The organism is Phenylobacterium sp. (genome assembly GCF_036502675.1).
Taxonomy (GTDB): domain Bacteria; phylum Pseudomonadota; class Alphaproteobacteria; order Caulobacterales; family Caulobacteraceae; genus Phenylobacterium.
Window position 1 is genome coordinate 26,991 of the sequence record NZ_DASXYF010000116.1, and the last position, 21,188, is coordinate 48,178.

Consider the following 21,188-nt stretch of genomic DNA (forward strand, 5'->3'; position numbering starts at 1 on the left):
CTTCCCCCTCGAGGGAAGAGGCTATTTCAGTGCAAACTGGACATCGCCCACAGCGCCAGCATCGCCAGGATCATCAGGCTGAGGATCAGACCCGCCCGGGGCCGCGCGCCCAGGACCGGCTCGCCGCCGCCGCGCGGCGCACGTTTCGCCTTGCCCTTGCCCTTCGCCAGCGCCTGGCGGGCGCGCTTGTAGCGGGCGAGGTCGACGACGGCGGGGTCGGGTTCCTGGGGGGCTTGGCGCGCCATCAGCTTGTTCCTGGCCGGGACGCCCGCAGACTAGGCCCGGCGTTCCCCTCCCGCCAAATCGCAGTTGCGCGAGATCAGCCGCCGGGGGGCGGCTGCACCCGATAGACCTGCAACGGCTCGGCCGGCGCCGAAAGCCGCTGCAGCCAGGCGGGCGGCTGTCCGTGGTCCAGCCGGATCTGCAGGCTGCGGGGCCCCAGCCCGGTGTGGTTCAGCTGGCGGACGCGCGCCGGGCAGGTCACCACATAGGCCGCGCCCAGGGCGCGGGCCGCGCGCTCGTCCTCGCCGGGGGCGGCGGACAGCGCATGGTGGGCGGCCAGGATGCCCCAGGCCATCCGGTGATAGGGCGCGGCCACCACCGAATGCGGCGTCTGCGCCAGGATGCGGGGGCCCAGGTCGATCTCCCCCAGCACCAGGCCGGTCGGCAGCGCGGCCAGCCGCGCGAAGGCCTTGGTCTCGATGCAGCGCTCGGCGGCGTCGCCCCCCTTGGCCTTGTCGGCCGGCTTCGCCCAGCCGGGAACGGCGTCCAGGGCGTAGATCAGCGCCGGCTGGCTGAACGCCGCGGTGATCAGGATGGTGGGGATCAGGCTGCCCCTGGCGTAGCGGACGGTGAGGTCGCCCAGCGCCGCGGCGATCAGCGGCACGGCGTACCAGTTGGCGTAGCTGGCCATCCGCTCGGCCCCCAGCGCGGTGGCGAACGCCAGCGCCAGCGCCGCCCCCAGGATCAGCCAGCCGGGTGTCCGCCGGTCCTTGTGCATCCCCAGCCACAGCCACGAGGCCGCGCCGAGCGCCGACAGCACCAGGGTGCAGACCACGAAGTTGGAGCGCTTGCTCCAGAACTTGCCGACCAGCGGCGCCATCTCGGTGATGTGGTCCATCCAGATCGGCTTCAGGTGCGGGTCCACCGCCGCCAGCGGCCCGTGCAGGCAGACCGGGTCCAGCGCCAGGTAGACCGCCGCCGCCGCGCCGCCGGTCACGGCCAGCGCCGCCAGCCTGACCGCGAAGGACCGGGTCCGCGTCAGGGCCGTCGTGGCCAGCAGGCCCGCGCCGGCCACCATCACGGCGCACCACAGGTTGGCGGCCAGGGCGTCGCACACCGAGGCGCCCCAGCGCCCCGGTGGCGTCTGGGCCAGGTAGAAAGCGCCGGTGGCCGCGAACAGGGTGGCGGCGTAGGCCCGCGCGCCCCCGGCCTGCGCCTGCGGGTCGAACAGGAAGCGCAGGGCGACGCCCACGCCGGCCAGCGCCAGGAAGGGCAGGGCCTCCAGCCCCACCGCCAGCCCCAGCCCCGTCGCCGCCCCAGCCAGCAGGCCGCCGCCCAGGCCGCCCGCCACCGCCCCGGCCAGGGCCGCCAGCGACAGGGCGATCTGGACGTTGTGGTGGTCGATCCGTCCCGGCCACCATTGCACGTAGAGCAGGATGTTCACCGCCAGGAAGCCCGCGGCCGGCAGCACGGCCGCCTTGCCCCCCAGCCGCCGCGCCATGGCCAGCGCCGCCCAGATGGCCGGCAAGGTCCAGGCCAGCGGCCAGACGAGCCGCGTCGCCGCCTCCGCCCGCTCCGGCGGCAGGACCAGCCGGAACAGCCGCATCATGCCGGCGATCCCGCCGTCCAGCAGGCGCGACCAGTGCATGTCCAGGCCCCGCGGCGGCTGCAGGCGCAGCAGGTGCTGGTGGAACCAGCCGTTCTCCCCGCTCATCAGCGCCCGCACGATGACCAGGCGCATGGCGTCGTCGGTGTCGCCCAGGGTGGTGGAGAGCCGCCCGCGCGCCGCGATCAGCATGGTGGCGATGACGATCGCCGCCACGGCCGCGGCGACGACGGGCAGGGGAAGCCCCGGCTTCTCGGTTTGCGCCCCGCGCGGATCCATGGACGCCCCCAAGCTTCGACTGTGGAAAAGACACTGCGCGAACGGGGTTTACGCGCTCTAAAGCTTATTCGGCGAGCGTGCGGGCAGCCTGCCGCCGAACGCCGCCAAGGATCCGATGACCCACGTCAGATTTCAGCAGATCGTTTCCGAGCTGAACCGCGGCTTCCGGTTCCTGGCGGTCGGCTGCGGCGGACTGGCGACGGACGCCGGCCTGTTCCTGCTGCTGCACGGCCAGGGCCTGGCCAAGCCCGGCGCGCGGGCGGTCTCGCTGATGGCCGCCGCCCTGGTGACCTGGACCCTGAACCGGCTCTTCACCTTCGAGGCCAGCGGCCGCTCGCGGCGCGCCGAGCTCGGCCGCTACGGCCTGGTGGCCCTGGGCGCCCAGGGCTTCAACTACGTGCTCTTCCTCAGCCTCTGCGCCATGGCGCCGCACGTGCCGCCGCTGGCGTTCCTGCTGGCCTCCGCCGTCGCCGCGACGGCCTTCTCCTACACCGGCCAGCGCTTCTTCACCTTCAACGCCGCGCCCGCGCGTGCGGCCTAGAGAGAGCCATCCCGTGCAGACTGACACCGACGTCCTGATCATCGGCGCGGGGCCGGCCGGCCTGACCGCGGGCTACCTGCTCTCCAAGCGCGGCCGCGAGGTCACCGTGCTGGAGAAGGACCCGGTCTACGTCGGCGGCATCAGCCGCACGGTGAACTACAAGGACTTCCTGTTCGACATCGGCGGCCACCGCTTCTTCTCCAAGGCCAAGGAGGTCGTCGACCTCTGGAAGGAGATCCTGCCCGACGACTTCATCGAGCGGCCGCGCCTGTCGCGCATCTATTACAACGGCAAGTTCTTCGCCTATCCGCTGAAGGCCTTCGAGGCGCTGTTCAAGCTGGGCCTGTTCCAATCGGCGGCCTGCATGCTGTCCTACGCGGCCGCCAAGGCCTTCCCGGTGAAGGCGCCGAAGACCTTCCACCAGTGGACGCGCAACCAGTTCGGCGAGCGGCTGTTCTCGATCTTCTTCAAGACCTACACCGAGAAGGTGTGGGGCATGTCCTGCGACGAGATCTCCGCCGACTGGGCCGCCCAGCGGATCAAGGGCCTGGACCTGATGACCGCGGTGCTGAACGGCGTCGCCAACTCGCTGGGGATCAAGCCCAAGGGCGGGCCCGGCGGCGTCAAGACGCTGATCGAGACCTTCCAGTACCCGCGCAAGGGGCCCGGCATGATGTGGGACGCCGCGGCTGCGAAGATCCGCGCCGCCGGCGGCGTGATCCAGATGGACCGCGAAATGCGGACCGCGGCCTGGGACGAGGCCCGCAAGCTCTGGACCGTCACCGCCACCGACTCCGCGGGCGCGACCCATGTGGTCACCGCCCGCCACGTGATCTCCTCGGCGCCGATCGCCGAGCTGGCCGGCGCGCTGTCGCCCACGCCCATCAGCCGCCTGCACGCCCGCGAGCTGCGCTACCGCGACTTCCTCACCGTCGCCCTGATCGCCAGGAACTCGCAGGCCTTCCCGGACAACTGGATCTACATCCACGACCCGGCCGTGAAGGTGGGGCGCATCCAGAACTTCCTCTCCTGGTCGCCGGAGATGGCGCCGTCGCAGGACCTCGCCTGCCTCGGCCTGGAATACTTCTGCTTCGAGGGCGACGGGACCTGGGCCGCCGAGGACGAGGAACTGATCGAGCTCGCCAAGCGCGAGATCGCCCACATCGGCCTGATCGAGCCCGAGGACGTGGTCGACGCCTGCGTCGTGCGCCAGGCCAAGGCCTATCCGATCTACGACGACGCCTACCAGGCCAACGTCGAGGCCGTGCGCCTGGACCTGGAGCGGACCTTCCCGACCCTGCACCTGGTGGGGCGCAACGGGATGCACAAGTACAACAACCAGGACCACGCCATGATGACCGCCATGCTGACGGTGGAGAACATCGTCGCGGGCGAACGGCTCTATGACGTCTGGCAGGTCAACGAGGACGCCGAATACGGCGAGGCCGGGGTCTCCGGGGCGCAGGAAGCGCTGAAGAGCGAGCGGCTCGTGCCGCGGAAGGTCGCGGCGTAGGGGGTATCCTCCGCTTCTCCCCCTGCGGGAGAAGGGCATTGCGCCCCTTTTGCCCGCGAAGCGGATGACTTACGGTCGCGGCGAAGCGGCCCGTGACCCATACCGAACCCCCTCCACCTGATCCGCAAGCTGTCCCCGCCCCGCGGCGGCGCGCCTGGCGGCCGGCGTCGCTGGCGGTGGGCTGCGGCGCGGCGGCGCTCGTTCTCCTCCTCGGCCTCTACGCCGCGCGCAACCTGATCGCGCGCGAGGCGCTGCTGGGCTGGCTGCGCGCGCGCGGCGTGCCGGCCCAGGCCGACATCGGCGCCCTGGGCCTGGGCGGCGTCACCGGCCGCATCGTGGTGGGACCGCCGGACCATCCCGACTTCTCGGTGGAGACCAGCGAGATCGCCTACGGCCTGACCGGCTTCTGGAGCGGCGACCCCCTGGGCCTGCAGATCCGCTCCGTGCGGCTCGTCAGGCCAGTGGTGAACGCCCGGCTGCATGACGGGACCCTGAGCTTCGGGGCCCTCGACCCGGTGATCGCCGAACTGCGCAAGCGGCCCCCGCGGCCGGACGTGCGCCAGCCGCAGGTGGTGGTCGAAGGCGGCCGGCTGCTGCTCGCCACCGACTACGGCCGCGCCGACCTGAACGCCGACGCCTTGCTGAACGACGGCAAGCTGCTGCGGCTCGAGGCCCGCCTGGCGCCGGCGCGCCTGGCCCTGGGCTCGACGGTCGCCGACGTCGGCGCCTCCAGCCTCAGCCTGACCACCCGCGGCGACCGGGTGGACATCCGCCTCGACGCCACGGCCACGCGCCTGGCCTCGCCCCTGGCCGTGCTCGAGGGCGCCCGGGTGCAGCTCACCGGCCAGGGGCCCTATCCCGACCTGAAGCGCCGCCGCGGCGACGGGGTGCTGAGCCTGCGCCTCGCCGCCGCCGCCGACAGCTTGCAGTCCGGCGCGGCGCGGGCGAGCGCCGCCCGCCTCACCGGCGCGTTCGACGGCCGGGTCGCCGGCTGGATCGACACCCTCAGCCTGGCCGGCTCCGGCGCCGCCGAGGCGCGCGCCGGCGCCGTGGACGCCGACGGGCTGCAGGCCCGCGACGCCCAGGCGAACCTCGCCGCCCGCACCGTCGCCTGGAGCCGCGCCGGCCGGCGGCTCACCGCCGACGGGCGCCTCGACGCCTCGGCCGCCACCCTGGCCGGGGGCGCGCTCAGGCTCGCCGCCGTCAAGGCGGGCTTCCAAGGCGCCGGCGGCTTCGGCGCCGGCGTCCGCCGCCTGTCCGCCGCCGGCGGCGTCTCGGCCCGGGGCAAGATCACCGGCGCGGGCGCGCCGGCGCGGGCCGACCCGGCGGAAATGGCCGCGATCAAGCGCGCTCTGGCGGGGTTCACCGCCGCCGCACCGGGCGTCAAGCTCGACCTGGACGGCGACCGGCTCGCCGTCTCCCTGCCCGCCCCGATCCGCCTGCGCGCGGCGTCCGGCGGCGAGGCGGTGCTGGCGGGCGCGCCGGGACGCCCGGCCTTCCAGAACGGCGCCGGCGCCTTCGGACTGGCGGTGCGGGGCGGCGGGCTGCCGGCGGCCGTCGCCTCCGTCAGCGACCTGAGGTTCTTCCCCGGCGGCCTGACGGCCCCGATGCAGCTGACGGTGCGCAGCAACTTCGATCCGGTGCGCGACGGCGTCGCCAAGGGGGCCGGGATCCTGCGCATCGCCGGCGGCAAGGTGGAGTTCGCCAGTCGCGGCTGCGTCCAGCTGGCCGCCGGGCGGCTGGAGTTCGGCGACAACGACGTCATCGCGCCCCGGGCCGAGCTCTGCCCGACGGCCGAGCCGCTGTTCCGCTACGCCGGGGCCTCCTGGCGCATCCGCGGCCGGATCGGCAAGGCCTCCGCCAGCATCCCCTTCCTGCAGGCCGGCCTGGCCGAGGGCCGCGGGATGGCGACCTTCGGCCAGACCCGCGGGGCGCTCGGCGCGCAGGTCATCCTGGAGCGGGCGCGGCTCGATGACCTGGCGGCGCCTCTGCGGTTCTATCCGGTGCGCCTCAGCGGTCCGGCCATCCTGCGCGAGGGCATCTGGCAGGCGGCCCTGATGGGGACCGACCCCGCCGGCCGCAAGCTGGGCGAGGCGCAGCTCAGCCACGACGTGCGCAGCGGCGTGGGCGAGCTCGACTTCGACTCAGGCGCGCTGGCCTTCGAGGAGGGTGGGCTGCAACCGGCGGCGCTGTCGCCGCTGGCGGCCGCCGTGGGCTCGCCGGCCCGCGGCCACGCCGGCTTCTCCGGCAATGTCGCCTGGTCGCACGAGGGCGCGGCCGGCCACGGGGTGCTCACCGTGCCCTCGCTGGACTTCGTGAGCCCCTTGGGCCAGGTCAGCGGCCTGCGGGGCGAGATCGCCTTCTCCAGCCTGGCGCCGCTGGAGGCCGCGCCCGGCCAGCGGTTGCGGGCGGAGAAGATCGCCGCCTTCGCCCCCGTCACCGGCGCCGAGCTCAGCTTCGGCCTGGCCTCCGAGGTCCTGAAGATCGAGGGCGGCGAGGCGCAGGTCGGCGGCGGCCGGGTGCGGCTGGCCCCGTTCAGCCTGCCCTTCTCCCCCGGCGCGGCCTGGAGCGGCGCGCTGGACCTGCAGGACGTGCAAGTGTCGGACATGGTCAAGGCCTCGCCCTTCGGCGAGCGGGTGCAGCTGGACGCCAGGCTCTCCGGCCACGTCCCGTTCCGGGTGACGCCGGAGGGCCTGCGCATCTCCGGCGGCCAGCTGGCGGCGGTCGCGCCCGGACGGCTGTCGATCCGGCGCGAGGCGCTCACCGGCGTGGTCGCCACCGGGGGCGAGCCCGTCCCCGCCGCCCCGAGCGCGCCCCAGGCGCCGGCCGCCCCGCCCAACGCCTTCAGCGACTTCGCCTACCAGGCCATGGAGAACCTGGCCTTCGACAGCCTGTCGGCCGAGATCGACAGCCTGCCGCAGGGGCGGCTGGGGGTGCTGTTCCACATCAAGGGCAAGAGCGATCCGCCCAGGCGCCAGGTGCTGAGGGTGGGGCTGAGCGACCTCATCAACCGCAGCTTCCTCGACAAGCCGCAGCCGCTGCCCTCCGGCACCAAGGTCGACTTGACGTTGGACACCAGCCTGAACCTGGACCAACTTCTCGGCGACTTCGCCGGCTACCAGAAGCTGCACAGTTCAGCCCCGGTTCAGGCGAACGGGCCGACATCGGTCCCGACATCGGCGGAGAAGACCCCATGACGGACAAGGAAAACCAGGCGGCCGCGGCGCTCGGCCTGGGCGGCGCAGCCCTGGCGCTGGCCGCCTGCGCCCCGACCATCCACGTCGACGTGAAGCCGATCACCATCTACGCCAAGCTGGACGCCGACGTCCGCGTCAGGCTGGACGAGGACGTCAAGGCCCTCATCCAGCAGCACCCGAACCTGTTCTGAGGAGCCCCGTCATGCATCGGCGCAAATTCATCGCCCTGGGCGCCGTCGCGGCGGTCGCGACCCTGGCCGCAGGCTCCGCCCTGGCCGACGCCGCCCAGGCCAAGGCCGTGGTGGACGCCGCCAAGGCCGCGGGCCTGGCCGGCGAGCAGACCGACGGCATCCTGGGCTTGGTGAAGCCGCCCTCCGACCCGGGCCTGAAGGCGGCGGTGGACGAGATCAACGCCGGGCGCGCCCAGGTCTACCGCGAGGCCGCCGCCCGCAACGGCGTCACGCCCGAGGCGGCCGGCGCCTCGGCCTTCGAGAACGTGATCAGGGCCCGCATCAAGCCCGGCGAATATTACCGGACCCCCGGCGGCCCCTGGACGCGGAAATAATCGCCGGGCCGTTCGCCTATTGCGGGAACCGGACCAGGGGTTGCGAGTTCTTCACGCAAGGCGGCTCAAACGCCCCCCCGACTTGCGAGCCGCCCGGCGCCCCGGCCTCTTAAACAGAGGCCGGGGCAATGCGTTTGGGCGGCCGAAAAGCGAGGGGCCGGCCGCTGCGCGGCGATTTCACAGCCGCGCTTAGGGTTAATTTAACGGGAGTTTCGGAACCATAGGCCGGCGCCAGGGTTGGCGCTGGCAGAGGTGCGCGTCGTGTCGAAAGCCGAACATATAAAGGAGGAAGCCCGGTCGCTGTGGATCGAGCTTTACGGTGAGCCGCCCGCCCCCCACCTCGACGGCCGCCAGATCCTGGACCTCCTGATGCGCCGACAGGGCCCGCCAGGCTACAGCCGCCTGCATGCGGCGACACGGTCGCGCGACCTCACCTGGCCGCGCAAGGGGTAGTATCCGCAGCCGGCGCCAGCTTGCGCGCCTGGGGATGCGGCGTCGTTCTTCCTTCTCCCCGAAACATCAGGACCCGCCCTCGGTCAGGACGCCGATGTCCGGCCACAGGTACGCCACCTCGAACATCACGCCCGCCGGACCCGGCTCCTGCCGGGGCGGCTCGGGCATGCCGCCCAGGTGCTCGTAGAAACGCCGGGCGTTGGCGTTGTCGCGCAGCACCGAGATCCGCAGGGCCCGCGCGCCTGTCGCGGCCAGCGCCCGGGCCGCGTCCCGCGCCAGCCTGCGGCCGAGCCCGTGGCCCTGGACGCCGCGCAGCACGTAGAGGGTGTGGATCTCCCCCTCGCCGGGGCGTCCCGTGCGGGAAGGGCCGCCGGAGGCGTAGCCCACCAGGCCGCCGCGGTCCGCCGCCGCCAGGGTGACCTCCTCCTCGCCGGGGTGGGTCAGGGCCCAGCGCCAGCGCCGGGCGTGGGCCTCGACCGACATCCGCGCCAGATAGGCCTCCGGCAGCAGGCCGCGGTAGGTCTCGCGCCAGGAGGCCACATGCACCCTGGCCAGGTCGTCGGCGTCGGCCGGGCCGGCGGGAAAGATCACGAAACGCAAAGGGGGTCGCTCCCGAAGGTTCATATCCAACCTTAGGAGCCGCAGGCTCCGCTTCAAGGGCTGACGCGGGCCCGCCCGCCCGCTAGCTTCCCCCCGCATGAACGCGCCCGCGAAACCCGACCCGACCGACGCCGCCACGCCGGCCGCCGCGGGCGCGACGCCGGTGATGGCGCAGTTCTTCGAGGCCAAGGCCCGCCAGCCCGACGCGCTGGTGTTCTTCCGCATGGGCGACTTCTACGAGCTGTTCTTCGAGGACGCCGAGAAGGCCGCCGCGGCCCTGGGCATCACGCTGACCGCCCGCGGCGCCCACGCCGGCCAGCCGATCCCCATGTGCGGCGTCCCGGCCCATGCGGCCGAGGCCTACCTGGCCAAGCTGATCCGCGCCGGCTTCAAGGTGGCGGTCTGCGAGCAGGTCGAGGACCCGTCCGAGGCGCGCAAGCGCGGCGGCAAGTCCATCGTGCGCCGCGACCTGGTGCGGGTGGTGACGCCCGGCACCCTCACCGAGGACGGCCTGCTGGAGGCCCGCGGCGCCAACCGCCTGGCCGCGGTGGCGGTGCGCGGGGGGCAGGCGGCGGTGGCCAGCGTCGAGCTGTCCACCGGCGAGGTGGAGTGCCTGACCACCTCGCGCGAGGGCCTGGCCTCGGCGCTGGCGGCGATCGGCCCCTCGGAGATCCTGGTTCCCGACCGGCTGTTCGCCGACGAGGTGGTGAGCGCCGCGCTGAAGGCCGGCGGCGGCTTCGTGCAGCCCATGCCCCAGGCGCTGGCCGAGCCGGCCGCCTCGGAAGGCCGGCTGAAGCGGCTCTACGGCGTCGAGACGCTGGACGGCTTCGGGGCGCTGTCGGGGGCCGAGGTGGCGGCGCTGGGCCTGATCGCCGCGCACCTGGAGACCACCCAGGCGGGCCGGGCGCCGGCGCTCTCCGCCCCGCGCCGGCTGGGCGAGGCCGACGTGATGGCCATCGACCCGGCCACCCGGGCCAGCCTGGAGATCGAGCGGGCCCAGTCCGGCGGCCGGGAAGGCTCGCTGCTGGCGGCCATCGACCGCACCGTCACCGCGCCGGGCGCGCGCCTGCTGGCGGCGCGGCTGGCGCGGCCGCTGCTCGATCCTCCCGCCATCGACCGGCGGCTGGACGCGGTGGCCTGGTTCTGCGAGCGCCGGCCGCTGCGGCAAAGGACCCGCGACGCCCTGCGGGGCGTGGGCGACATGGCCCGCGCGCTGTCCCGGCTGGCCCTGGGACGCGGGGGACCGCGGGACCTGGCCTGCCTGCAGGGCGGCCTGGCGGCGGGGGAGGCGGCGGCCGGCTTGTTCGCCGCCGCGGCCGAGCCGCTGATCGCGCCGCCGGAGGAGATCGCCGAGGCGCTGGCGGCGCTGACCCCCAAGGCGGACGCCGAGATCGCCGCCTTCCGCCGGCTGCTGGACGCGGGGCTGGGCCAGGAGCTGCCCGCCCAGGCGCGCGACGGCGGGTTCGTGGCGCCCGGCGTGCGGCCGGAGCTCGACCAGGCCCGCGCTCTGCGCGACGACAGCCGCCGGGTGATCGCCGGCCTGGAGGCCGAGCTCGCCGCGGCCAGCGGCGTGGCGCTGAAGATCCGCCACAACGCCGTGCTGGGCTATTTCGTCGAGGCCACCGCCAGGGCCGCCGAGCCGCTGCTGAAGCCGCCCTTGTCGGCGACCTTCATCCACCGCCAGACCATGGCCAGCCAGGTGCGCTTCACCACCGTGGAGCTGGCCGAGCTCGACGCGCGCATCGCCCAGGCCGGCGAGCGGGCGCTGGCCATCGAGCTGGAGACCTTCGAGGCCTGGCGCGCGGCGGCCTGCACGGTCGCCGCCCCCATCCAGGCCGCCGCCGAGGCCGCCGCCCGGCTGGACGTGGCCGCGGGCCTGGCCGAATGGGCCGACGACGTGGGCGCCGTGCGCCCGGTGGTCGACCGCTCCGTGGCCTTCGAGGCCGAGGGCGCGCGCCATCCGGTGGTGGAGGCGGCGGTCAGGCGCGCCGGCGACGCCTTCACCCCTAACGACTGCCGGCTGGACGGGGCCGGCGCGGGCGGCCCCCGGCTGGCCATCGTCACCGGGCCCAACATGGCTGGCAAGTCCACCTTCCTGCGGCAGAACGCGCTGCTGGCGGTGCTGGCCCAGGCCGGCGGCTTCGTGCCGGCCCGGCGCTTCCGGCTGGGCGTGGTCGATCGGCTGTTCAGCCGGGTGGGCGCCGGCGACGACCTGGCCCGCGGGCGGTCGACCTTCATGGCCGAGATGGTGGAGACCGCCGCCATCCTCAGCCAGGCGACGCCGCGCTCGCTGGTGATCCTCGACGAGATCGGGCGGGGCACCGCCACCTACGACGGCCTGGCCATCGCCTGGGCCTGCGCCGAGGCGCTGCACGAGACCAACCGCTGCCGCGGCCTGTTCGCCACCCACTACCACGAGCTGGCGGTGCTGGAGGGCCGGCTGGCGCATGTGGCCAACCTGTCGCTGAAGGCCAAGGAGTGGAACGGCGACCTGATCTTCCTGCACGAGGCGGGGCCCGGGCCCGCCGACCGCTCCTACGGGGTGCAGGTGGCCAAGCTGGCCGGGGTGCCGCCGCGGGTGGTGGCCCGCGCCCGCGAGGTGCTGGACCGGCTGGAGCGCGAGGCCGGCGCGCCGGCGCACCTGGAGGACCTGCCGCTGTTCGCCGCCGCCGCGCCGCCGGCGGAACGCCATGCGCCCAGCATCGTGGAGGAGGCGCTCCGCGCCCTCGACCCGGACGGCATGAGCCCGCGCGAGGCGATGGACGCGCTCTACCGCCTGAAGGGGCTGACGGGCTGACGTCCTCGCCAGGGGGAGAGGCTTTCAGCGCACAGCTACGCGGGGATGTGCGGGCGCGAACCGTCCCGGACTCCCGCCCTCTGCGGGACGCCGGTAATGCGCCGCTTCGACGCCTGACGATTTCTAAGCAATTGCCCTATATGCGTAGCGCCATGCCGCCCCGCCTCCGCCCAACCCGCCTGGAATACGTCGTCGACGGCGTGAAGCTGCGCGCCCAGCTATCGGCCGCAGCCCTCGAGGCCATCGGCGACGAGGCCGAGCAGCGCCGCCGCGCGATCGAGATCCTGAAGGCCGCCCTGTTCCGTGGACGGATGATCGCCAAGGAGCGGCTGGAGAACGGCGCCGGCGGCATCGAGACCGCGCGCCTGCTGTCCGGCGTCTCCGACGAGGTGATCTGCGCGCTGTGGGACTTCACCACCGTGCACGTCTTCCGCGCCCGCAACCCCACCGAGGGCGAGCGGCTGGGCCTGATGGCGGTGGGCGGCTACGGCCGGGGCACGCTGGCGCCCTTCTCCGACATCGATCTGCTGTTCCTGCGGCCCTACAAGCAGACCGCCCACGTGGAGAGCGTGATCGAGTACATGCTCTATGCGCTGTGGGACCTGGGCTTCAAGGTGGGCCACGCCTCGCGGACCATCGAGGAATGCATCCGGCTCAGCCGCGAGGACTTCACCATCCGCACCACCCTGCTGGAGGCGCGGCGCCTGACCGGCGACGAGCGGCTGGCCGCGGAGCTGAAGCGGCGGTTCGCCGCGGAAGTGGTCAAGGGGACGGGGGCCGCCTTCGTGACCGCCAAGCTGCGCGAGCGCGACGAGCGCCACGCCCGGGCCGGCGCCAGCCGCTACATGGTCGAGCCCAACGTCAAGGAGGGCAAGGGCGGCCTGCGCGACCTGAACACCCTGTTCTGGCTCGCCCAGTACCTACATCCGCTGACCGGGAACGACGGGGCGGCGCCGGTCGTGCCCACGCTCGAGATGTTCAACGGGCGCGAGATCCGGGCCTTCATCCGGGCCTTCGACTTCCTGTGGGCGGTGCGCAGCCACCTGCACTTCGCCACCGGCCGGCCGGAGGAGCGCCTGAGCTTCGACCTGCAGCCGGAGATCGCCCGGCGGATGGGCTACGGCGACCGCGGCGACGCGCCGGCGGTGGAGCGGTTCATGCGCCGCTATTTCCTGATCGCCAAGGAGGTGGGCGCGCTCACCCGGGTGTTCGCCGCCAAGCTGGAGGCCGACCGGGTCAAGACCACGCCCAAGGGGCTGTCGCGCATCCTGCCCGGCCGCTCGGGGCCCAAGCGCAAGCCGCTCGACGAGCCGGGCTTCCTGGAGGAGGGCGGACGGCTGACCATCGAGCCGGGGATTTTCGACCAGGATCCGGTCAACCTGCTGCGCCTGTTCAAGATCGCCGACCAGCGCAACCTCGACCTGCACCCGGACGCCTTCACCGCGGCGACCCGCAGCCTGGCGCTGTTCACCTCGAAGGTGCGGCGCGATCCCCTGGCGGCGAAGGTGTTCCTCGACATCCTGGCCCGCGGGCGCGACCCGCAGCGAACCCTGGGCCTGATGAACGAGGCCGGCGTCCTGGGCCGCTATATCCCCGAGTTCGCACGCATCGTCGCCCAGATGCAGTTCAACATGTACCACTCCTACACGGTGGACGAGCACACGCTGCGGGCCGTCGGCGTGATCGCCCAGATCGCGCAGGGGCGGCTCACCGAGGATCATCCGCTGGCCGCCGCGATCATGCCGCGCATCGAGGACCGCGAGGCCCTGTTCCTGGCCATGCTGCTGCACGACACCGGCAAGGGCGGAGCCGGCGGGCAGGAGAAGGCCGGGGCGCGGGCCGCCCGCTCGGCCTGCGAGCGGATGGGGGTCGACCGGGCCAAGATCGAGCTGGTGGCCTGGCTGGTCGAGCATCACCTGGTGATGAGCGACTACGCCCAGAAGCGCGACGTGGGCGACCCGCGCACCGTCGCCGATTTCGCCCGCATCGTGCAGGCGCCGCAACGGCTGCGCCTGCTGCTGGTGCTGACCGTGGCCGACATCCGCGCCGTGGGCCCGGGCGTGTGGAACGGCTGGAAGGGCCAGCTGTTGCGCGAGCTCTACGCCGCCACCGACGCGGTGTTCCGCGGCGGCCGCGGTTCCGACGGGGTGGCCACCGTGCGCCGCCACCAGGAGAGCGCCGCCGCCGAGGCCCGCGCCCGGCTGATCGCCGCCGATCCCGGCGTCAGCGACTGGACCCGGGAGATGGAGGACGCCTATTTCACCTCCTTCGACGACCGGGAGATGATCGAGCACGCCGCCCTGGCCCGCCGGGCGGCCAGGAGCGGCGGGGCCGCCGCCGGGGCCCGCATCCGCCCCGACGCCAACGCCGCCGAGGTGATGGTGGCGGTCCGCGACCGGCCACGGCTGTTCGCCGACCTGGCCGGGGCGATCCGCGCGGCGGGCGCCAACATCGTCGGAGCCCGGGTGTTCACCTCCCGCCGGGGCCAGGCGCTGGACGTCTTCTATGTGCAGGACATCAACGGCCAGCCCTACGGCTGGGACAACGCCGGCAACCTGCCGAAGCTGGCCGAGGCCCTGGCCGCCGCGGGCCGGGGCGAGGCGCCCCGCAGCGAGGCCCGCCGGATCGTGGACCTGGGCCGCGCGGCCGCCTTCGCCATCACGCCCACGGTCACGCTGGACAACGAGGCCTCCGAGACCTGCACCGTGGTCGAGGCTTCCGGCCGCGACCGGCCCGGGCTGCTGGAGGGCCTGGCGCGCAAGATCGCCGACGCGGACCTCTCGATCCTCTCGGCGCACATCGACGGCTACGGCGAGCGGGCGGTGGACGCCTTCTATGTGGTGGGTCCCGGCGGCGGGAAGCTCACCGACACGCGCCGCATGGGGGCGCTGAAGACCGCGCTGCTGGGGACGCTGGACGACGCGGGCGCCGCGCCGCCGCCGCGCGCCAATTTGCAGCGCGCGCGGGCCAGCGTGGCGCGCTAGGCTGCCCGCCCGAATCCCTCCCCTTCCCCCGACCTCGCCGACGTGACCGAAACGCAGCCGCCCGCCACCGACCTGCCGGCCACGGCGCCGCGCAAGGTCGGCCTGATCCGTTCGTCGATGATCTATTCGGCCCTGACGCTGGTCAGTCGGTTCATGGGCCTGGCGCGGGACCTGGTGATCACCGCCAAGCTGGGGGCCAGCCAGACCATCGCGGCCGACGCCTATTACACGGCGCTGACCTTCCCGAACCTGTTCCGGCGGATCTTCGCCGAGGGCGCCTTCGCCGCGGCCTTCGTGCCCAGCTATTCGCGCAAGCTGGAAGGGGAGGGCTCCGCCGCGGCCGACCGCTTCGCCCAGGACGCCCTGGCCACGGTCGCCGTCGCCACCATCGCGCTCACCCTGGTCATCCAGCTGGCCATGCCGTGGCTGATGTACGTCTATTCGCCCGGCTACGTGTCCGATCCGGCCAAGTTCAAGCTGGCCATCGTGCTCACCCAGATCACCATGCCCTACCTGCCGTGCATGGTGATCGCGGCCCTGTTCTCCGGGATCCTCACCGCCCGGGGGCGGTTCATCGTCTACGGACTCTATCCCACCCTGCTGAACGCGGTGATGCTGCTGGTGGTGCTGCCGCAGCGCGAGCCGGTGCGGGCGGCCTATGCGGCCTCGTTCGGGGTGATCGTCGCCGGCGTCCTGCAGGCGGCGCTCTGCTGGTGGGGCGCGTCCAGGAGCGGGACGCGGATCCGGTTGGTGAGGCCCAGGCTGACGCCGGAGATCAAGGCGCTGATCCGGCTGGCGGTGCCGGCGGCCTTCGCCAACAGCGCCGTGCAGATCAACCTGTTCATCTCGGCGATCCTGGCCTCGCAGGTGGCCGGCATGCGGGCCTGGCTGAACGTGGCCGAGCGGTTCTACCAGCTGCCGCTCAGCCTGGTGGGGACCGCCATCGGCGTGGCGCTGCTGCCCAGGCTTTCCCAGGCCTTCCAGCGCGGCGACCACGCCGACGCCCAGGCCGCCATGGACCAGGGGCTGGTGTTCTCCCTGGCGCTCAGCCTGCCGGCGGCCGCGGCGTTGACGGCCATGCCGGTCTACCTGGTGGACGGCCTGTTCGCCCGCGGGGCCTTCACCCACCACGACGCGGCGGCCAGCGCCCTGATCCTGTTCCACTACGGCTGGGGCCTGCCGGCCTTCGTGCTGGTGAAGATCCTGCAGCCGGCGTTCTTCGCCCGGCAGGACACCAGGACCCCGATGCGGTTCTCGCTGATCTCGGTGGGGCTGAACATCGTCTTCGGGGTCAGCCTGTTCTACACCGTGGGTTTCCAGGGCATCGCCATCGCCACCAGCCTGGCCACCTGGATCACCGTCGCGCAGATGGCCGTGAAGCTGGCCCGCCAGGACGCCTACCGCCCCTCGGCGCGGGCCTGGTTCAAGATGACCCGGGTGGCGGCGGCCAGCGTCGTCATGGGCGTGCTGCTGGCCGTGGCGGCGCACTTCCGCGCCCATCTCGAGGCGCCGCTGGCTCATTTGTCCTTCGGCGGCCTGCACGCCAAGGAGATCGGCGTGCTGCTGCTGGCCGCGGCGGGGGGCGCGCTCTATCCGGTGCTGCTGTTCGCGTTCGGCGGGGTGACGCCCTCGGAGGTGCGCGCGGCCTTCCGGCGGGGCAGGGGCCAGGCCGCCGCGCCGTCGGCCGACTTGCCGTAGGACCGGTGAGCGGCTATTGCGCCGCCATGGCTCTGCAAGGACCCCTCGACCCCCGATGGCGACGCGCCTGATCCCGCGCCGATCCGCGCGCCTGCGCGCGGCCATCCCTCCTTTTCGAGAAGCCTGCCCCCATGACTGACGATTCCCCGCACCCCTATTCGGGCCCGCGACGCGTGCTCTCCGGCGTGCAGCCCTCCGGGGCCCTGCACCTGGGCAACTACCTGGGGGCCCTGGTGAAGTTCACCCGCCTGCAGCACGAGATGGACACCTTCATCTTCGTGGCCGACCTGCACGCCATCACCGCCTGGCAGGACCCGGCGAAGCTGGCCGGCCAGACCCGCGAGATCGCCGCGGCCTACCTGGCCTCGGGCCTGGACCCGGAGACGGCGACCATCTTCCCGCAGTCGATGGTGCCCGAGCACGCCGAGCTCGGCTGGATCTTCAACTGCGTGGCCCGCCTGGGCTGGCTCGACCGGATGACCCAGTTCAAGGAGAAGTCCGGCAAGCACAAGGAGCGGGCCAGCGTCGGCCTCTACACCTATCCGGTGCTGCAGGCCGCCGACATCCTGGTCTACAAGGCCACCCACGTGCCGGTGGGCGAGGACCAGCGCCAGCACCTGGAGCTGACCCGCGACATCGCCGCGAAGTTCAACCACGACTTCGGGGCCCCGGGTTTCTTCCCGCTGCCCGACGCGCTCACCGAGGGGCCGGGCGCGCGGGTGATGTCGCTGCGCGACGGCCAGGCCAAGATGTCCAAGTCGGACCCCTCGGACCTGTCGCGGATCAACCTGCTGGACGACGCCGACGCCATTTCCCAGAAGATCCGCAAGGCGCGCACCGACCCCGAGCCGCTGCCCGACGACCCGGAGGCGCTGAAGGCCCGGCCGGAGGCGGCGAACCTGGTGGGGATCTATGCGGCCCTGGGCGGCCGGTCCTCCGCCGAGGTGCTGGCCGAGTTCGCCGGCCAGGGCTTCGGGGCGTTCAAGCCGAAGCTCGCCGAGCTGGCGGTGGAGACGCTGGGTCCCGTGACGGAGCGCATGCGCCGCTACATGGCCGATCCCGCCGAGATCGACCGCATCCTGACGGCCGGCGCCCAGCGGGCCCGGGCGATCGCGGCGGTGACGGTGGCCGAGACCAAGCGGCGCGTGGGCTTCGTCGGCGCCTGAGGCCGCACACTTGCGCTGGCCCGGGACCCGGCTCAGGCTCGGGCGATGAGCCAGCGCAAGTTCCTCGTCATCGCCGACGACAGCCCGGAGTTCGAGGCCGCGCTGCGCTTCGCCTGCCGCCGCGCACGCTCCACCGGCGGGCACGTGGCGCTGCTGCGGGTGATCGAGCCGGCGGTCTTCGAGCACTGGTCCGGCGTGCGCGAGGAGATCGAGCGCCAGGCCCGCGACGAGGCGGAGGCCGTGCTGCAGAAGCTGGCGGAATTCGTCGTCGCCGCGAGCGGCCTGGCGCCGGAGTTCATCATCGAGCACGCCGAGAACACCCGCGCGGCCCTGCGCTCGGTGATCTCCGACGATCCGGCGATCAAGATCCTGGTGCTGGCCGCGGCGGCCGGCGGCCGCGACCCGGGGCCGCTGGTGGCTTCCATCGCCAAGGACGGCGTCAACTGGGGCGCGCGCAAGGTGCCGGTGACGGTGGTGCCGGGCGACCTGACCGACGAGGAGATCGCCGACCTGGCGTGAACGTCCCACGCGGCCATTTTTCCGCCCCCTGTCCGGCAGAGGACGGGGGGCGGAAAGGGCCTGCAACTTGCATCGCGCCTCCTGCGGCGCCACATCTGGTCCATGTTCATCCAGACCGAATTCACGCCCAATCCCAGCGTGCTCAAGTTCCTGCCCGGGCGGGACGTGTACCCCGACGGCTCGCGGGACTTCCGCGACGCGGAGGACGCCCAGGCCTCGCCGCTGGCCGCGGAGCTGTTCGCCATCGACGGCGTCGAGCGGGTGTATTTCGGTTCCGACTTCCTGACCGTCGGCAAGGCCGAGGGCCAGGACTGGCCGCTGCTGAAGGCCCCGATCCTGGCCGCGATCATGGATCACTTCACCTCGGGAAAGCCGCTGTTCGACACGGCGGAGGCGTCCGCCGGCCACGACGACACGATCTATGAGGGCGACACCGCCCAGATCGTCGCCGAGATCAAGGACCTGCTGGACACCCGCATCCGCCCGGCGGTGGCGCAGGACGGCGGCGACATCCTGTTCGACCGCTTCGAGCCGGACAGCGGCGTGGTCTACCTGCACATGAAGGGCGCCTGCTCGGGCTGCCCCTCGTCGAGCGCCACCCTGAAGGCCGGGGTCGAGAACATGCTCAAGCATTACGTGCCGGAAGTGACCCGGGTGGAGCAGACGCTTTAAGCGCGGCCCGGGATCGTGTAGCGCCGTCGCATGATCGTGCTGGGGCTCGACACCTGCCTGAACGCCTGCGGCGCCGCCGTGATCGACGGCGAGCGCGTGCTGGCCGCCGCCAGCGAGCCCATGGCGCGCGGCCACCAGGAGCGCCTGGCGACGCTGGTGCAGGAGGTCATGGCCGCCGCCGGCCTGCGGTTCGCCGATCTCGACCGCATCGCCGTCACCCTCGGCCCGGGCTCCTTCACCGGCCTGCGGGTGGGCCTGGCCTTCGCCAAGGGCCTGGCCGCGGCGCTGGACCGGCCGCTCGCGGGCGTGGGCGTGCTGGAGGCGCTGGCCGCGGGCGCGCCGCAGGGGCTGACCCTGGCGGTGCTCGATGCGCGCCGGGACCAGGTCTACTTCCAGCCGTTCCGGGACGGCGCGCCTTTGGCCGGCCCCGAGTCGCTGGCGCTGGACGTCGCCCTGGCCCGGGCGGCGGCGCTGGCCGCGGGCGCCCCCACGACCCTGGTCGGCTCGGGTGCGGCGCTGATCGCCGGGGCGGTTCCGGGCGCGCGCCTCGTTCCGGCCGAGGGCGCCGATCCCGTGCGGGTGGCGCGCCTGGCCGCCGGGCGCCCGCCCGCCGCCGCCGCGCCGCTCTACCTGCGGGCGCCCGACGCGCGCCTGCCGGCCGCATGAGGCTGGCCCGCGCCACGGCGGCCGACGCGGAGATGCTGTCGCAGGTCCAGGCCCTGGGCTTCGACGCCGCCTGGCCGGCCGAGGACATCGCCGCCCTGTTCGACGGCCCCGGCGTGTTCGGCTTCCTGGTGTTCGAGGCCGCCCGGCCGGTGGGCATGATCCTCTGCCGGACGATGCTGGAGGACGCCGAGGTGCTGACGCTGGCGGTGGACCCCGCGGTCCGCGGCCGCGGCGTCGGCGCCGCCCTGGTGGCGGCCTCGGTCGCGGCGGCGAAGGCGGCCGGCGCCACGGCGGTGTTCCTCGAGGTCGCCGTGGACAACGCGCCGGCCCTGGCGCTCTACGCGCGTGCAGGATTTCATAAGGCGGGCGTGCGCAACGCCTATTATGATCGCGGCGCGGCCGGTCAGGTCGACGCCGTCGCCATGCGCCTCGACCTTCCGGTCGCGAGACCCTAAGTCTCGCCCTGGAGCCCTTGAGTCAGGAGAGCGTCCGTGTCCGATCGCATCGAAAAGCTCTGCGTCGAAAAAGGCATGCGGATGACCGACCAGCGGCGGGTGATCGCCCGCGTGCTGTCGGAGGCGCACGACCACCCGGACGTGGAGGAGCTCCACCACCGCTCCCACGCCGTCGATCCGCACATCTCCATCGCCACGGTCTACCGGACGGTGCGGCTGTTCGAGGAGTCCGGGATCATCGCCCGGCTCGACTTCCGCGACGGCCGCTCGCGCTATGAGGAGGCGCCCGAGTCGCACCACGACCACCTGATCGACACCAAGTCCGGCAGGGTGATCGAGTTCATGGACGCCGACATCGAGGCCCTGCAGAACGCCATCGCCCGCAAGCTGGGCTACCGGCTGATCGACCACCGGATGGAGCTTTATGGCGTTCCGATCGAAGAGTAGGCCCGCTTGCGCCGGGCCGGCTCGCGCCGCATAACCGCCGTCATGTCCGCCCCGCCGGCCAAACGCCTCTACATCAAGACCTACGGCTGTCAGATGAACGTCTATGACAGCGAGCGCATGGCCGACGTGCTGGCGCCCCTGGGCTATGCGCAGACCGGCAGCCCACAGGACGCCGACCTGGTGATCCTCAACACCTGCCATATCCGCGACAGGGCCACCGAGAAGGTGTTTTCCGAGCTTGGCCAGATCCGGCTGATGAAGCAGGCCCGGGAGGCGGAGGGCGCAACGATGACCGTGGCGGTCGCCGGCTGCGTGGCCCAGGCGCAGGGGGCCGAGATCCGCCGCCGCCAGCCCGCCGTCGACCTGGTGGTCGGGCCGCAGGCCTATCACCAGCTGCCGGAGCTGATCGCCCGCGCCCATCGCGCCCGCGGCGAGCGGCTGGCCTGCGACTTTTCGCCGGAGGCGAAGTTCGACGCCCTGCCGGCGGCGCGCAGGCCGGGCGGCGTCACCGCCTTCCTCACCGTGCAGGAGGGCTGCGACAAGTTCTGCACCTTCTGCGTGGTGCCCTATACGCGCGGGCCGGAATGGTCGCGCAGCCCCGACGCCATCGAGGCCGAGGCCCGCGACCTGACCGCCCAAGGCGTGCGCGAGGTCACGCTGCTGGGCCAGAACGTCAACGCCTATGCGGGGCCAAATGCCAAAGAGGGGGGTGGACTTGCCGCGCTCGTCCGGCGCCTGGCCGCCATCGAGGGACTCGACCGCATCCGCTATACAACCAGCCACCCGCGCGACATGGACGAGGCCCTGA

The 21,188-nt window shown here is 73.2% G+C and carries 19 protein-coding genes; 16 read left to right on the forward strand and 3 right to left on the reverse strand.

What is annotated here, in order from left to right:
- Positions 1–26 precede the first annotated feature (26 nt).
- Both VGL30_RS15715 and VGL30_RS15720 read right to left on the reverse strand, forming a co-directional pair.
- Positions 27–245, reverse strand: a complete 219-nt coding sequence (locus tag VGL30_RS15715) for a hypothetical protein (protein WP_331540956.1) — start codon at positions 243–245, stop codon at positions 27–29.
- A 74-nt stretch (positions 246–319) separates the two neighbouring features.
- Entirely contained in the window at positions 320–2,107 is a 1,788-nt protein-coding gene (locus VGL30_RS15720) for a hypothetical protein (RefSeq protein ID WP_331540957.1), read from the reverse strand.
- Positions 2,108–2,222: 115 nt separating this feature from the next.
- On the opposite strand from VGL30_RS15720, the gene VGL30_RS15725 reads away from it, so the two are divergent.
- The 6 genes from VGL30_RS15725 to VGL30_RS15750 all read left to right on the forward strand — a co-directional run bounded on the left by VGL30_RS15725 (position 2,223) and on the right by VGL30_RS15750 (position 8,376).
- Positions 2,223–2,648 (forward strand): GtrA family protein, encoded by a 426-nt coding sequence (locus VGL30_RS15725; protein ID WP_331540958.1) that lies wholly within the window; start codon positions 2,223–2,225, stop codon positions 2,646–2,648.
- 13 nt (positions 2,649–2,661) lie between these two features.
- Positions 2,662–4,161 (forward strand): NAD(P)/FAD-dependent oxidoreductase, encoded by a 1,500-nt coding sequence (locus VGL30_RS15730; RefSeq protein ID WP_331540959.1) that lies wholly within the window; start codon positions 2,662–2,664, stop codon positions 4,159–4,161.
- Positions 4,162–4,253: 92 nt separating this feature from the next.
- The gene (locus VGL30_RS15735; protein ID WP_331540960.1) at positions 4,254–7,358 is read left to right on the forward strand and encodes an intermembrane phospholipid transport protein YdbH family protein; all 3,105 of its coding nucleotides are present in this window, start codon (positions 4,254–4,256) and stop codon (positions 7,356–7,358) included.
- Positions 7,355–7,549 (forward strand): YnbE family lipoprotein, encoded by a 195-nt coding sequence (locus VGL30_RS15740; RefSeq protein ID WP_331540962.1) that lies wholly within the window; start codon positions 7,355–7,357, stop codon positions 7,547–7,549. The genes VGL30_RS15735 and VGL30_RS15740 overlap by 4 nt, the downstream gene beginning before the upstream one ends.
- A gap of 11 nt (positions 7,550–7,560) precedes the next feature.
- Positions 7,561–7,923, forward strand: coding sequence for a YdbL family protein (locus VGL30_RS15745; protein ID WP_331540963.1), 363 nt, complete (start codon positions 7,561–7,563; stop codon positions 7,921–7,923).
- Between the two features lie 261 nt (positions 7,924–8,184).
- The gene (locus tag VGL30_RS15750) at positions 8,185–8,376 is read left to right on the forward strand and encodes a hypothetical protein (protein ID WP_331540964.1); all 192 of its coding nucleotides are present in this window, start codon (positions 8,185–8,187) and stop codon (positions 8,374–8,376) included.
- A 66-nt stretch (positions 8,377–8,442) separates the two neighbouring features.
- Here VGL30_RS15750 and VGL30_RS15755 read toward each other — a convergent pair whose 3' ends face one another.
- The gene (locus tag VGL30_RS15755) at positions 8,443–8,967 is read right to left on the reverse strand and encodes a GNAT family N-acetyltransferase (RefSeq protein WP_331540974.1); all 525 of its coding nucleotides are present in this window, start codon (positions 8,965–8,967) and stop codon (positions 8,443–8,445) included.
- 106 nt (positions 8,968–9,073) lie between these two features.
- Here VGL30_RS15755 and mutS point away from each other — a divergent pair, with 106 nt between their 5' ends.
- The 10 genes from mutS to VGL30_RS15805 all read left to right on the forward strand — a co-directional run.
- Positions 9,074–11,773, forward strand: a complete 2,700-nt coding sequence (gene mutS, locus VGL30_RS15760; protein WP_331540965.1) for a DNA mismatch repair protein MutS — start codon at positions 9,074–9,076, stop codon at positions 11,771–11,773.
- Positions 11,774–11,925: 152 nt separating this feature from the next.
- Positions 11,926–14,757 carry a [protein-PII] uridylyltransferase gene (locus VGL30_RS15765; protein WP_331540966.1) on the forward strand — a complete coding sequence of 944 codons (2,832 nt, stop codon included), beginning with the start codon at positions 11,926–11,928 and terminating at the stop codon, positions 14,755–14,757.
- A gap of 42 nt (positions 14,758–14,799) precedes the next feature.
- Entirely contained in the window at positions 14,800–16,455 is a 1,656-nt protein-coding gene (gene murJ, locus VGL30_RS15770) for a murein biosynthesis integral membrane protein MurJ (RefSeq protein ID WP_331540967.1), read from the forward strand.
- A gap of 131 nt (positions 16,456–16,586) precedes the next feature.
- Entirely contained in the window at positions 16,587–17,621 is a 1,035-nt protein-coding gene (gene trpS, locus VGL30_RS15775; RefSeq protein WP_331540968.1) for a tryptophan--tRNA ligase, read from the forward strand.
- Between the two features lie 45 nt (positions 17,622–17,666).
- Positions 17,667–18,140, forward strand: a complete 474-nt coding sequence (locus VGL30_RS15780) for a universal stress protein (RefSeq protein WP_331540969.1) — start codon at positions 17,667–17,669, stop codon at positions 18,138–18,140.
- A 102-nt stretch (positions 18,141–18,242) separates the two neighbouring features.
- Complete coding sequence (locus VGL30_RS15785) at positions 18,243–18,812, forward strand: NifU family protein (RefSeq protein ID WP_331540970.1); 570 nt, start codon at positions 18,243–18,245, stop codon at positions 18,810–18,812.
- A 33-nt stretch (positions 18,813–18,845) separates the two neighbouring features.
- Complete coding sequence (tsaB, locus tag VGL30_RS15790) at positions 18,846–19,478, forward strand: tRNA (adenosine(37)-N6)-threonylcarbamoyltransferase complex dimerization subunit type 1 TsaB (RefSeq protein WP_331540975.1); 633 nt, start codon at positions 18,846–18,848, stop codon at positions 19,476–19,478.
- Positions 19,475–19,933 carry a GNAT family N-acetyltransferase gene (locus tag VGL30_RS15795; RefSeq protein WP_331540971.1) on the forward strand — a complete coding sequence of 153 codons (459 nt, stop codon included), beginning with the start codon at positions 19,475–19,477 and terminating at the stop codon, positions 19,931–19,933. The genes tsaB and VGL30_RS15795 overlap by 4 nt, the downstream gene beginning before the upstream one ends.
- Positions 19,934–20,008: 75 nt before the next feature.
- The gene (locus tag VGL30_RS15800) at positions 20,009–20,380 is read left to right on the forward strand and encodes a Fur family transcriptional regulator (RefSeq protein WP_331540976.1); all 372 of its coding nucleotides are present in this window, start codon (positions 20,009–20,011) and stop codon (positions 20,378–20,380) included.
- Positions 20,381–20,422: 42 nt separating this feature from the next.
- Positions 20,423–21,188: MiaB/RimO family radical SAM methylthiotransferase (locus VGL30_RS15805; RefSeq protein WP_331540972.1), on the forward strand; the 766-nt coding region annotated here is incomplete at its 3' end.

Excerpts from the sequence above, each read along its gene's own strand:
- VGL30_RS15715 (WP_331540956.1), bottom strand. The coding sequence starts at position 245 with ATGGCGCGCCAAGCCCCCCAGGAACCCGACCCCGCCGTCGTCGACCTC.
- VGL30_RS15720 (WP_331540957.1), bottom strand. The coding sequence starts at position 2,107 with ATGGATCCGCGCGGGGCGCAAACCGAGAAGCCGGGGCTTCCCCTGCCC.
- VGL30_RS15725 (WP_331540958.1), top strand. The coding sequence starts at position 2,223 with ATGACCCACGTCAGATTTCAGCAGATCGTTTCCGAGCTGAACCGCGGC.
- VGL30_RS15740 (WP_331540962.1), top strand. The coding sequence starts at position 7,355 with ATGACGGACAAGGAAAACCAGGCGGCCGCGGCGCTCGGCCTGGGCGGC.
- VGL30_RS15745 (WP_331540963.1), top strand. The coding sequence starts at position 7,561 with ATGCATCGGCGCAAATTCATCGCCCTGGGCGCCGTCGCGGCGGTCGCG.
- mutS (WP_331540965.1), top strand. The coding sequence starts at position 9,074 with ATGAACGCGCCCGCGAAACCCGACCCGACCGACGCCGCCACGCCGGCC.
- VGL30_RS15765 (WP_331540966.1), top strand. The coding sequence starts at position 11,926 with ATGCCGCCCCGCCTCCGCCCAACCCGCCTGGAATACGTCGTCGACGGC.
- trpS (WP_331540968.1), top strand. The coding sequence starts at position 16,587 with ATGACTGACGATTCCCCGCACCCCTATTCGGGCCCGCGACGCGTGCTC.
- VGL30_RS15780 (WP_331540969.1), top strand. The coding sequence starts at position 17,667 with ATGAGCCAGCGCAAGTTCCTCGTCATCGCCGACGACAGCCCGGAGTTC.
- VGL30_RS15785 (WP_331540970.1), top strand. The coding sequence starts at position 18,243 with ATGTTCATCCAGACCGAATTCACGCCCAATCCCAGCGTGCTCAAGTTC.
- VGL30_RS15795 (WP_331540971.1), top strand. The coding sequence starts at position 19,475 with ATGAGGCTGGCCCGCGCCACGGCGGCCGACGCGGAGATGCTGTCGCAG.
- VGL30_RS15800 (WP_331540976.1), top strand. The coding sequence starts at position 20,009 with ATGCGGATGACCGACCAGCGGCGGGTGATCGCCCGCGTGCTGTCGGAG.